Source organism: Timaviella obliquedivisa GSE-PSE-MK23-08B (assembly GCA_019358855.1).
Classification (GTDB): Bacteria; Cyanobacteriota; Cyanobacteriia; order Elainellales; family Elainellaceae; genus Timaviella; species Timaviella obliquedivisa.
Genome location: JAHHII010000025.1, coordinates 17,914 through 30,322 on the forward strand (window position 1 = coordinate 17,914; position 12,409 = coordinate 30,322).

General features: G+C 44.8%; 13 protein-coding genes and 1 pseudogene. 5 read left to right on the forward strand and 9 right to left on the reverse strand.

From position 1 onward, the window contains the following. Positions 1-116: 116 nt before the first annotated feature. Positions 117-656: a peroxiredoxin gene (locus KME11_22675; GenBank protein MBW4518016.1), complete on the forward strand. Its 540-nt coding sequence runs from the start codon at positions 117-119 to the stop codon at positions 654-656. A gap of 70 nt (positions 657-726) precedes the next feature. Here KME11_22675 and KME11_22680 read toward each other — a convergent pair whose 3' ends face one another. Next, positions 727-3,066: a substrate-binding domain-containing protein gene (locus tag KME11_22680; GenBank protein ID MBW4518017.1), complete on the reverse strand. Its 2,340-nt coding sequence runs from the start codon at positions 3,064-3,066 to the stop codon at positions 727-729. A gap of 118 nt (positions 3,067-3,184) precedes the next feature. On the opposite strand from KME11_22680, the gene KME11_22685 reads away from it, so the two are divergent. The 4 genes from KME11_22685 to KME11_22700 all read left to right on the forward strand — a co-directional run bounded on the left by KME11_22685 (position 3,185) and on the right by KME11_22700 (position 5,260). Continuing rightward, complete coding sequence (locus KME11_22685; protein MBW4518018.1) at positions 3,185-3,394, forward strand: Nif11-like leader peptide family natural product precursor; 210 nt, start codon at positions 3,185-3,187, stop codon at positions 3,392-3,394. A 131-nt stretch (positions 3,395-3,525) separates the two neighbouring features. Beyond that, entirely contained in the window at positions 3,526-4,116 is a 591-nt protein-coding gene (locus KME11_22690) for a Uma2 family endonuclease (protein MBW4518019.1), read from the forward strand. A 20-nt stretch (positions 4,117-4,136) separates the two neighbouring features. Continuing rightward, positions 4,137-4,727, forward strand: a complete 591-nt coding sequence (locus KME11_22695; protein ID MBW4518020.1) for a Uma2 family endonuclease — start codon at positions 4,137-4,139, stop codon at positions 4,725-4,727. Between the two features lie 107 nt (positions 4,728-4,834). Beyond that, complete coding sequence (locus KME11_22700) at positions 4,835-5,260, forward strand: nuclear transport factor 2 family protein (protein ID MBW4518021.1); 426 nt, start codon at positions 4,835-4,837, stop codon at positions 5,258-5,260. 4 nt (positions 5,261-5,264) lie between these two features. On the opposite strand, the gene treY is transcribed toward KME11_22700, so the two are convergent. From treY to KME11_22740, 8 genes and pseudogenes are all read right to left on the reverse strand, one after another. Beyond that, positions 5,265-8,057, reverse strand: a complete 2,793-nt coding sequence (gene treY, locus KME11_22705; protein ID MBW4518022.1) for a malto-oligosyltrehalose synthase — start codon at positions 8,055-8,057, stop codon at positions 5,265-5,267. Between the two features lie 213 nt (positions 8,058-8,270). Further along, positions 8,271-10,172, reverse strand: a complete 1,902-nt coding sequence (gene treZ / locus KME11_22710; protein MBW4518023.1) for a malto-oligosyltrehalose trehalohydrolase — start codon at positions 10,170-10,172, stop codon at positions 8,271-8,273. A 326-nt stretch (positions 10,173-10,498) separates the two neighbouring features. Continuing rightward, positions 10,499-10,705, reverse strand: a complete 207-nt coding sequence (locus KME11_22715) for a DUF2283 domain-containing protein (protein MBW4518024.1) — start codon at positions 10,703-10,705, stop codon at positions 10,499-10,501. Between the two features lie 68 nt (positions 10,706-10,773). Beyond that, positions 10,774-11,106 (reverse strand): annotated as a pseudogene (locus tag KME11_22720) (type II toxin-antitoxin system PemK/MazF family toxin). Next, positions 11,091-11,294, reverse strand: coding sequence for a DUF2281 domain-containing protein (locus KME11_22725; protein MBW4518025.1), 204 nt, complete (start codon positions 11,292-11,294; stop codon positions 11,091-11,093). Before KME11_22725 ends, KME11_22720 begins: the two are co-directional and overlap by 16 nt. Before the next feature lie 126 nt (positions 11,295-11,420). Next, the gene (locus tag KME11_22730) at positions 11,421-11,771 is read right to left on the reverse strand and encodes a type II toxin-antitoxin system PemK/MazF family toxin (protein ID MBW4518026.1); all 351 of its coding nucleotides are present in this window, start codon (positions 11,769-11,771) and stop codon (positions 11,421-11,423) included. Beyond that, complete coding sequence (locus KME11_22735; GenBank protein ID MBW4518027.1) at positions 11,771-12,004, reverse strand: hypothetical protein; 234 nt, start codon at positions 12,002-12,004, stop codon at positions 11,771-11,773. The genes KME11_22730 and KME11_22735 overlap by 1 nt, the downstream gene beginning before the upstream one ends. Before the next feature lie 122 nt (positions 12,005-12,126). Next, positions 12,127-12,255: a hypothetical protein gene (locus KME11_22740; protein ID MBW4518028.1), complete on the reverse strand. Its 129-nt coding sequence runs from the start codon at positions 12,253-12,255 to the stop codon at positions 12,127-12,129. Between the last annotated feature and the right edge of the window lie 154 nt (positions 12,256-12,409).

The window sequence follows — 12,409 nt, forward strand, 5'->3', positions numbered from 1 at the left end:
ATTTTCCTAGAACTTCTTCTCGAACTCATCACGACTATGGCATAGATTGCAATTCTGTATTATCCTGGCTTACGTAAGGCAAAATGCCATTTAGTTTATAGAGAGAGATGACGATGATCGCAACGCAAAAAATCCCTGATGTTGTCTTTAAGACCCGCGTCCGCGATGAGTCGGTGGGCGGAGAAAATCCCTTCCTTTGGCAAGATCGCACCAGCCGAGAAATTTTTGCTGGGAAGCGCACTATCCTTTTCTCGTTGCCAGGGGCTTTTACGCCGACCTGTTCTACCAGCCATTTACCCCGCTACGAAGAACTATACGATGAGTTCGCTGCTCTAGGCGTTGATCAAATCATTTGCCTCTCGGTGAACGATGCTTTCGTCATGTACCAATGGGGTAAGAACATGGGCGCTAATCGCGTTGTGCTACTGCCCGACGGCAACGGCGAATTTACCCGCAAAATGGGAATGTTGGTTGATAAATCCAACCTGGGTTTTGGAATGCGGTCTTGGCGCTATTCTATGTTCGTCAATGATGGCGAAATTGAGAAAATGTTTGTTGAACCTGACTATGCTGACAACTGCCCCACCGATCCCTTTGAAGTGTCGGATGCAGACACGATGATGGCATACCTAAAGGAAGCCTCAGTTGCTAAGTAGGTTTAAACAGATTTGTTGAAATACACCATTGGTGTAAAAGAGGACAGAACATAATATGCTTCTGTCCTCTTTATTTGTCTGAGAGGGGCATTAACCCAAACTGACTGAGCAGCTTTTGTCCCTCTGTACTTTTCAGCATTTCAGCAAACTTCTCGCCTACAGGAGAACGGCTGTTATCACGCGTGTAAACAATGGCGATCGCATAGCTCAACGGGTATTGATGGTTTCTCACTAGCTCTGGCAAAATACCATAACTTCCTTTACGATCGCACAAATCAAGGGTTGGATCGATCGCTTTCCCGTCTGCCAAAGTCAACGCCTGAACGCTCTTTTGCTCTTCTTTTGCTAGCGCCAAAGGATAAACTGAACATTGTCCAAACACTTGGCTAAAGGGTGCAAAGCCAATTCCTCCGGTTTGGTAAGATTCAAAAGCTTGAATGCTAGTGCGCAGCATTTCTAAAGTCTGCAATTGTTCAATTTTGTTAGAGTCTTGCTCTTTAATAAAAGCGTCATTAGGTTGAGAATTCGCGTTATGCAGCAGTTCTCTAAATGTAGCGATCGCCCGTTGATTGCCCAGCACTTTTTGTTCAAACAAATTAATTGATTCTCCATCCAAAGGGGCGTATCGCTGAAGGGGTAAGTTAGCTCCGAACTGTTGCCAGTCTTTGGTTTTGCCTACATAAATATCTTGCAATTGATTTAAGGTAAGTTCTCCATTCAAGGCGGTTGGCAATCCTTGATCTCGTTTTGAATAGCTAAAGTTAACAAATACCGCTAAGGCATCATGCGCCACTTCTTGAGACGTTAAATCACTGGGTAATTCTTTAATCATGGGAATAACGGCAAAGGCTGCTTCTCCCGATCGCACCCTGGCGATCGCCGCTTTGACTGAATTCACCGCTTGATAATTCAACTTGAGCTTTGGCTGTGCTGCTGCCAAATAGTCTTTCAACCGTTGGTCAGTCGGCACGCCTGCCAATCCCGTTTGCTGTAAAAACTTATCCCAAATTCCGTTTTCAACAGCGGTATAAGTATATTCTCCAAGGGGTACTCCGCCCACTTCTTGCATGGAAGCAATGGGCGGGGCTACCTCTGCCGGGGCAGGCTTCACCAGCAACACCATTGCCAACTTGCCTAACGCTGCCAGCAGGAGCGCCATCAACAGTACCGCCAATGCTTTAGAAAACTGCTTCGGTTTTTTCTCCACCTCAGCATCTACCGCAAATTGGTTAATCACAGAATCAAGAGGCAGTTGCAGTAGCGCCCGACGTGCATCAGTGGCATTTTCAAAGGGTAAATCTAGCTCTAACAGTCGCAAAATATACTTCTTCAGTGGTAAATAGACTCTTGTCCACAGCCCATCATCTTTGGGTTGCAGCGGCTGTCCGTTGTCATCGATCGCCTTGCCCATCAATAGATAAAACGCAATATATCCCAGTGCTGTTAAATCTTTCGCTACCGATCCGTTCATTTCCTCAGTCTGAAAAGGTTCAAACAACCGTTCCCATAGCGATAGATCACAGAGATAAATAAAATCTCCAACGCCAAATTCTGGCTCCTTACCCTTAATAACTACTAAACTATTTAAGTTCAAGTTGCCATGCACCAATCCGGTTTGAACTTGTCCCATTGGTAACGCAAACTTCTGTTGATGTAAGAACTCTAACGTTTGCAATACTTGATCTAACACCAGTCTTACTTGCTCGGTAGACATGGCTCCTGTCTGAGAAAGGACTTGGTTCAAAGTTGCGCTAGCATCGTGCGGTTGAGTCACCAAATAGCATCGCTCTTCTCGATCATCGGCGATCGCCTCCCACGGGCTAATCAACCGGAAATCCTGACTTCGACCATCAGCCAGTGCCACACCCGCCAAGCTAATAAATGCCTCCTGCCGCTGCCGCATTTCTTCGGTATTAAAATAGCGCCGAGGCAACAGAAACTCCTTAATGACCATGGGTTGCTCGGTGCCCAATTGTACTGCCTCGTACAACCGCCCAATTCCCCGTCGTCCTAGGCAACGCACCACGCGATAGGTGCCCCGTCTACCCCAAATCTCTGCCTTCTCTGCCAGTGTTGCCGGAAACGAACAAATCCGGCAATCTTTGGTGGCACGCTCCATGGTGGCGAGGGGTTCTCGACAGTTGAGCGGATCGCCCAAGGTGCAGCGATATTGCGGATAGGGAGAGGCAGCAAACACAACGCCGGGAGGGGCGATTGCGGCTTCTTCTATGACCTCTGGCACTACCTCATCTTCTGGCTTTGGTGGAAATAACTCTGGCTTAATTTCTGATAAAATCGGCGACATCCAAGCCCACCGCGACAAGAAATTAAACTGCGTTAACCGGATTGCGATGGGGTAACGTTGCAGATAATATTTAACGACAACTTTAGGGACATTAGAAATAGCCATGTGATGACCTGGGTTAGACGAAGGTATAGAATCAGCGATCGCACGGGTCGAATCCTACTTTGCCAGGGTATCCTGAAACTTGCCAAACCCTCATTAGACATAAGTTGGAGAAAGGAACATGGCGAAAGAGCAAGTTGTGCAATTGTTTAGAACCGCTCAGGCTGATCTCACCCTTCGCGCAAACCTAAATACAGCCCCAACCATCGAAGCATTTGTGCTGATGGCGCACGAGTACGGCTACGATTTTACGGTTGAAGAGTGGCAGCAAACCGTGGGATTTGGGGTTGAGGAATTGGAATGTGAATTGTCGGAAATTCCGGGAATTTAGATTAAGCGATCGAACGTTAACAAATCAAAATTTAAGACCAAGGAATAGCTGCGCTGTTCCTTAGTCTTTTTGCGTTTCAACTCCACACCGTATAATCAAATCAATGAACTGATTCTATGGGATCTGAAGGCATGACTGCACTAACTTTACCCCTGAAAGTTGATCTAAAAAATGTTCACTTCACTGATGAACAGTTTTATCAACTTTGCATTAACAACCCTGAACTCATTGTTGAACGTGATTCTAAAGGAACATTAATTGTTATGGCACCCGTTGGCGGCGATAGCGGTAACCGAGAAGCAGATTACATTACTGATTTAAACATTTGGAATCGGCAAAGCGGACGAGGAAAGGTTTTTAGCTCCTCAACTTTATTCAAACTTCCGGGTGGTGGCGATCGATCGCCCGATGCTGCTTGGGTCGAACTTTCCCGTTGGCAAGCCTTAACTCTTGAGCAACGCCAAAAGTTTCCGCCCATCGCTCCAGATTTTGTGATCGAACTGCGTTCTCGTACTGATAGCCTGAAACCTTTGCAAGAGAAAATGCAGGAGTATATGGATAGTGGTGTGGAGCTTGGTTGGATGTTTAATCCTCAGGATCAGCAGGTAGAAATTTATCGACAGGGGCAAGAGAAAGAAGTGCGATTGCTCCCCACAAAGCTTTCTGGCGAGGAAATCTTGCCTGGATTTGAGTTGCAGGTTGAGTTGTTTAACGATGACTAAATTTTATAAAAGCAAAGATTATGACATCCTTTACATTACCTCTGAAGGTCGATCTTAAGCACGTTCACCTCAGCGATGAACAGTTTTATCAACTCTGTATTAATAACCCTGCACTAAATATTGAACGTAGCGCTCAAGGAATATTGATTGTTATGACTCCTGTTGGCGGCGATAGCGGTAACCAAGAAATGAACTTGGGCGGTGAATTATATCTATGGAATAAACAGACAAATTTAGGAAAAGTTTTTAGCTCCTCAACTTTGTTTAAGCTTCCGGGTGGTGGCGATCGATCGCCCGATGCTGCTTGGGTCGAACTTTCCCGTTGGCAAGCCTTAACTCCTGAGCAACGCCAAAAGTTTCCGCCCATCGCTCCAGATTTTGTGATCGAACTGCGTTCTCGTACTGATAGCCTGAAACCTTTGCAAGAGAAAATGCAGGAGTATATGGATAGTGGTGTGGAGCTTGGTTGGATGTTTAATCCTCAGGATCAGCAGGTAGAAATTTATCGACAGGGGCAAGAGAAAGAAGTGCGATTGCTCCCCACAAAGCTTTCTGGCGAGGAAATCTTGCCTGGATTTGAGTTGCAGGTTGAGTTGTTTGATCATGACTAATTGACTTGTGGAATGTTGAGAAGCGATCGGCAAAACATAGCTCCTCAAAGATCTGTAAGCTATGATGAGTTCGCACTAAAAGAGACTAACAAGCGGTAATAACTGTAATGGAAACCAAGCCTCCTCTTCCTCCCTTTACCTTAGAAACAGCCAAAGCCAAAGTTCAAGCCGCCGAAGACGCTTGGAACAGCCGTGACCCTGAGCGAGTTTCAATGGCGTATACTTCAGACTCCTGGTGGCGCAACCGCTCTGAGTTTTTTGTTGGACGCGATACTATCAAAGCCTTCCTTGAGCGTAAATGGGCAAAAGAACTAGACTATCGCCTTAAAAAGGAACTCTGGAGCTTTACTGACAACCGCATCTCAGTCCGGTTTGAGTACGAGTGGCATGACCAGTCAGGACAATGGTACCGCTCTCATGGTAATGAGCAGTGGGAGTTTGCTGATAACGGTTTGATGCAACGACGCGAAGCCAGTATTAATGATGTGCTGATTGAAAAGTCGGAACGTAAATTTGTATGGGAAAGGCCATAAACCTTTACTCAACCTTGCTGAATAACAAGGCAACAGGAAAATGACTCAGGATTTCTTTTAACCATAATGTGTCATTACCCTGAACCTCTCGCCCAGTGATGGCATCTAGCCAAATAGAAGAAGAGCCAGGGGGCTGAAGGATACGAGTTTCATGCCAAACTTGTTCGCCCATGGGATACTCATCTACTTTGATAACAGGGGTGAGGAAGCGAGGCGTAATGGCGATCGCCCGCATGTCTCCCAAGTCCCGCGCAAATGCGACAACGTGCTCTTTCATGCTGCCCAAAATTGTCAGCTTTTGGTATCCACCCCGTTGGAAAAGTTCTGCATGGTTGCGACGAGCTTGCAAAACTCTATGAATTAAGAAGAGCTTAAGTCTACCGTCTTCCGGCGCTTTCAAGAGTTCCTCGATCAGCTTCAAGGTATTTTTCCGCGACTTCATTTTCTTGAGAAACTCTAATCGCTGGGCAAAGTCTACGGGGCGACGGTTGTCAGGATCAACCATGCTCAAGTCCCATAGTTCTGCACCCTGATACAGATCTGGAACGCCAGGTGAAGCAAGCTTTAGCAACGTTTGCGAAAGTGAATTGCAGATGCCATAGTGTTGAATCTTCTGCTGAAAAGGATGGAAGGCTTGCAGGAATAAGTTATCCTCAGTATCTTTCAAAACGCGATCGGCAAATTCAATACAAGCATTCTCATAGTCAATGTCAGGTCTGAGCCATTCAGTGTGAACTTTTGCCTCTCGAATTGCCTTAATAAGATATTCTTTAAGGCGTTCTACAAACTGTGGATAATCAGCTTTTGTAAAGGGGAAGGTACCCAGTAATGTTTGGTAAAAGAAGTATTCGTCATTGCGATCGGGCGCATCCAATCCTTCTACACAGGTTTTGAGGGGCTCGTTCATTTGATGCCAGTTCTTTAAGTGCTCTTCCCATTCCTTGGGAATCTCTGACAGCACATTAATTCTAGCTCTAACATCTTCGCCCCGCTTGGTATCGTGTGTAGCAGTTGCGTTCATAGCATGGGGCCATTGGGCGCAGCGAACTTGATTAAAAGTGTGAAAATCATCGACCGAGATACCAAAGCAGCCTGGGTTAGAACCGACTTCATTCAGAGAAATTAGACGGTTATAAACATACATAACTGTATCTTCTACCCCTTTCGCCATCAGCGGTCCTGTATACTGCTGCAACCGCATCAGAAAATCAAGCCAGAGATCCTTGTCTTCATCAGTCAAAGAATCATCAAAATCAAGCAGCAAAAACCTCTCCATGAAAGCTAACTCGTTGGCAGAGTTGGGCGTTTTCTCTTTGGCTTTTGCCAACAGATGCTTCATGCATTCTTGGTCGGCTTTACGACTTCCTTCTCGACTGATGTAAGTTCGATAAATGGGTAATAAAGCTAGAACCTCTACCAGCGCTCGCTTTAAGCCGTACATGGTAAAGTCGCTAGCGTAGCGATGGCGTACCGATAGTTGTTTTAGTAAGTGAGCTAGATTGTCAATATCTCCAGCCAAATGTTTGCCAATAATCATTCTTTTGTTTTCGTCAACTAGCGATTCATGGGCCGTCGCACGACCTACAAAAGCGTAGTACACGGCATCAAATTCAGACTGTGATGCTTGCTGACAAAAGAGATTATTCACTTTGTTCATATAGTCATATCCAGTCGTTCCTTGAATGGGCCAACTGAGCGGCAGTTCTTCATTCTCCTCTAAAATCTTCTCAACCAGTAAATAGGCATCGGGCACCTGTTCTCTGAGGCGGATGAGATACTGCGCTGGGTCGTACAATCCATCAATGTGATCGACTCTCAAACCGCTAAATTTTCCATCTTTAACAAATTCTAAAATAAGTTGGTGGGTATGATCAAATACGTTCTGATCTTCCACTCGCATTGAAATTAAATCGTTTACTGTAAAGAACCGACGATAATTCAGTTCTTCGTTACCAACCTTCCAATAAGATAGCCGAAAAAACTGTTCCGAAAGCAATCCATCTAAACGAGTAAAGCTCTCTGGCTTGCCAGCTTCGCCATTAATGAGTTTAATATTATTTTCAATAAATTCTCGAATCTCAGGACTATCATTCCATAGATCCCAGAGCATTCTTTTAATAAATACAATTTGGTCATAACGTTCTCGCCCTTCTTCGCCCGAAGGAATATACTTCACGGCGTATAGGACTCCCAGCATCTTTACAAAATTAGAGTCATCTCTGCCTAATTTTTCACGTAAAGTACCTAGATCATGAATTAGAACCTGAATATAAGATTCAACACGTAATGGAAATTTAAGATCATAGTAATTTAAGGAAAGTCCGTCTTCCTCATACCGAATTTGAAGTTCGCCGCTTTCTAAGCAATCACCATAAAATTTCCCTAAGAACGGGGCTAAAACACGCCCTCGCAGATCAGCATAATGATGATCCCAGTTGATATCAAAAAAGTTGTGAAATTCTGAATCGGAACCATTTTCTAAAACATCGACCAGCATTTTGTTTTGACTGTCGAACGCCATATGGTTGGGTACGATGTCTTGCAGCCAGCCGATTTCGTGTTTCTTTAGAGTTTGGGTCAATTCTTCAAACTTTTCTAAGCCGCCTAGTTCGGGGTTGATTTCTTGAGGATTGACAACATCGTAGCCGTGGGTGCTACCTTTTCTGGCTGTAAAGATGGGCGAGGCATAGAGATCAGAAATTCCTAATTCGCTGAGGTAAGGGGCGATCGCCATTGCGGCTTGAAAATTAAAGCCTGAGTGGAATTGAATCCGGTAAGTGACCAAGGGAATCTGCATCATGATTTTGGATCTCGGATTTTAGATTTTGGACTGAGCCTTGGTAACGAAAAACTAATAAGCTTGACGATTAATAGACTATATTTTGACTTTCAGGTTACCAAATTATGGGAGGCGATCGCTCTTCCCAGAATTATACCTGTCCTAATTGCCTATCATTGCTCTGCCTTTAGGAATAGCTTCCCACCCCATCAAAGGTTAGGTAGAGCGCTTTTAAGTGTTGCACCCGTAAACGACCACACTATAGGGACTCATATCAAGTTCCTGCTGTGGTACGGTCGTACCGCGTTCAGATGGAATCACGTCAGGTAGGTAAGAACCCATACCGTTCCAGGCTTCATCAGTTGAGTCGAGCAGTTTTTTCCAAGTGCCTGACGGTAGGGTTAACTTAAATTTAGCAGCGTTAGAGCTAAAGTTCAGTAGGCACAAAACTTGGTGATTTTGATGCCAACGGCGTAGTTTCAGGATATGTTCTGCCTCCAAGACTGAAACCTCTACACTTTGACGATCGGAATAGCAGAGGGCGGGGTTTGCTGCCCGCAATTGTAGAAGCTTTTGGTAGAACTGCCATAGAGATTGATGAGGTTGAACCTGGCGGAGTTCCCAATTAAGTTTTGAAGCTTCAAATGTGGCGATCGCTTGGGGGTCAGGCGGTTCTCCTGCTTCTTGAAATGCAGCAAATTCTTCTTTTCTGCCTGCCCGCACGGCTTCTACTAATTGGGGATCGGTGTGGCTGATGAAGAAGAGAAATGGGGCAGTTTCACCATATTCCTCGCCCATGAATAACATCGGAATAGAGGGCGAAAGCAGGGTAGCAGCGGCGGCTAGCTTTTGTGATTCAAACGATAGCAGATGGGAAAAGCGATCGCCATTCATGCGGTTGCCCACTTGATCATGATTCTGTGCAAAGACTACAAACTGGCTGGGCGAACAGTCTACGGCTCTGTCACCGTGTTGGCGCAGCCTATGCCGCGAGTAGTCCCACGTATGCACAAAGTTTTCCCGATAGGCTTTAGCAAGCTGCGCAAGTCCGCCATAGCCTATTTCATAATCCTCATAATATCCCTCTTGTTCTTCTGTTAACAACACGTGCAGTATATGATGAAAATCATCGTTCCACTGAGCATCCATGCCATATCCTCCCACTGATACTGGGCGGATAATTCGCGGATCATTTAGATCACTTTCTGCAATTAAATACCGAGGTCTTTGCTGTTCTGACAGAAGCGTTGTTGCTTCCATCATTTCTTGTAAAATATGTTTTGCCCCAAAGTCATAAATGGCATGAATTGCATCCAGCCGCAACCCGTCTATATGAAAGGTTTCCAACCAGTACAAGACGTTCTGCACAAAATAGTGTCGGACTCCATCGCTATATGCCCCGTCATAGTTGACAGCACTTCCCCAAGGCGTTTTGTATTTTTCGGTGAAGTAAGTCCCCAGCCCCCAAAGATAATTTCCTTCAGGTCCTAAATGGTTGTAGACCACATCTAAAATGACGGCAATTCCTTGAGTGTGACAAGCATTGATAAATTGCTTAAAGCCGTCTACTCCTCCGTAAGAATTTTGCACCGCGTAGGGATACACGCCATCGTAACCCCAATTGCGATCGCCCGGAAACTGCGCTACTGGCATAATCTCAATGGTATTAATTCCTAATTCTCGCAGATCGGGCAAGCGAGGGATAATGGCTGCAAAGGTACCTTCCGATGTAAACGTGCCAACATGGAGTTCATAGATCACGCTCTCAGCCCAAGGAATTCCTGTCCAGTTTTCATCTGTCCAAGCGAACGCGGTGTGGTCAACGACTGCGGATGGCCCGTGTACACCTTGAGGCTGAGATTGGGATGCCGGATCGGCACAATCGCGCGCTGTTTCGCAGATACCGCCAGGGTCACCATCCAACTGATAAAAATACAGACTGCCAGGTTCAATTTCGATCGTTCCTTGCCAATACCCGTCATTACATTGAAGTGGAATTAATTGCTCGGTTGGGGCAACAATGTGAAGTGCCACTTGGTTAATTAGAGGTGCCCAAAAGGTGAATTGGCATTGGCGCGCTGCTTCGCAGGTATCGCCAGGGTCGCCAAGGTAGTGGGAGCCGAGTTTCATCATAGGAAAACACGAGGGGGACTCCTTTCAATATTCCACATTTTGAGTTACCTGTCCTCCCAGTCTGGTGTTTGTCTTGCCTAACTCACATCCTTTTTTCTTTCAAAGTCTGGTGTTGCTAAATAAAAGCATGAATCTATTCAAAGCCCCTTTCTTTTAGGAGAGGGGTCTAGGGAGAGGGCTCCGCTGCGTTGTAGAAACCTAACCCCTTCCCTATAAGGACGGAGGAACCGGATTTTCATAGCATCATTCAGCAACGCCCATCAGTCAACCCGTACAAGCAATACACGATCGCATCAATCAGGCGATCGCACCGCTTCAATGGCAAACTATGCACTTAGCAGCGGTAAATCGAGAGTCTGGAGATTAAGGGCATCAACATTTTTAGAGTAATTGTCGATTGTGATAGCGACTACTTTGCCTTGAGAATCATAATCTAGAATTAAGTCGTCGGTAATTGCGTCGGTAGAAGCAACAAACTTACTGGTTAGCTCGATCGCCAATGTATCCGTTTCAGGAAAGTATTGAATCTTCATTGTGATTCCTCGCCTCGCTGTTGTCGTTTGTAAAAGTTGCGATCGCACAGGAGAATTAGAATTGAGATTTATTGCTGCAAGATCGCAACTAGTTTGGCAATAACCTCATTGATCTTGCTTGTGGTTAAAGTCCCTATTTTATAGGCAATGATTTGTTCATTAGCGGTGAACAGTCGGTTAACTTTAACGTAGCTATTTCTATCCAGATTTCCTGCTTCAAAGTCATCATTTGAAATAGCTATTGTATATTTATCGTTCGTTGTTTGGCTCGTAATTAGGCAAAGGATAAAATCATTTCAGCTGAGTGTTGCAACTACCAAAGCAGGTCGTCTTTTAGCATTGGTTAGATCGGAAAATGGGAAAGGAACAACGACAACATCCCCTTTTATAAATGTTGCCATGCCTCATCCTCTTGAGGGGTTAACCAATCTTCTGCTAGCAATGGTTCGCTTAACAGACTGGTTTCTAGTTGTTCCTGCTGGATTTCTCTAGCTTTGACGAACAATAAAAAATCTAAGACTTCTTTGAGAGTTGAATCAGAAGTTTTATCAATTTCATCGAGTAATTTTTCTTTAATGTTAGTACTCATATTGTAAGTTCCGTTTCCTCGCTATTTGTACGTCCTTCCACGATCGCCCTCTCCTCTTCAGTCAATCCATATAATCGATAGACGATCGCATCAATCAGGCGATCTCATCGTATCTTTTTAAGATTCCTATGACATTGAGTAACCAAGGGTGAACAGCACAGTTGTTTCTAAGGCTACGATTGTTTCGGGCTTCAGTTGTCCTAACTTCTTGATCAATCGAGTTTTATCTAGAACACGAATTTGATGACACAGGGCGACAGACTCTTGATTTAATCCTCCTTCGCCGCTAGAAACTTGAATGCAGGTAGGAAGCGCGGCGCGACGCAGATTGCTAGTGACGGGAATTGTGATGACAGTTGTGGTGAATTTGGACAGGGTATTTTCTTGAAAGATGATTATGGGTCGAATACCCGCTTGCTCTGAACCTTGAGTTGGGTTCAGGTTTGCCAGCCACACTTCCCCACGCGCGATCGCCATCATTGATCCTCTCGTTGCAGCAGTTCAGCATAATCTGCCATACCAACTTCTGCGAGTTCTCGATCGTCTTGAGCAAATTCTTGGTATAGATTGGCAGATTGATGTAAATCAGTTACTTTTGTCTGAAATTGGTTACGAAATTTAATGAATTCAATAAATTCTGCAATTTGCTTTAGCTGTGTATCGTTGAATTGATCGATTTCTTGCTTAATAGTTTCTTTGGTCACTTGCATATCACTTCTCCTTTAAAGAATCAATCAGGTTTACTTGCCTTCCACGATCGCCCTCTCCTCTTCAGTCAATCCATATAATCGATAGACGATCGCATCAATCAGGCGATTGTACCAGTTGCAAACTATGCACTTAGCAGCGGTAAATCGAGAGTCTGGAGATTGAAGGCATCAACATTTTTAGAGTAATTGTCGATTGTGATAGCGACTACTTTACCTTGAGAATCATAATCCAGGATTAGATCATCGGTAATTGCGTCGGTAGAAACAACAGGTTTTTGGGTTAGAGGATGTTTGAAAAGTCAGCTAGTCGGTAAAAAAGCTCTCTCAGTGTAAGCTGCGAATAGAAAGCACGCAGCACCGAGAAAGCAATATGAGTAAAGCATATCCCAGCAATCTGACTACTGG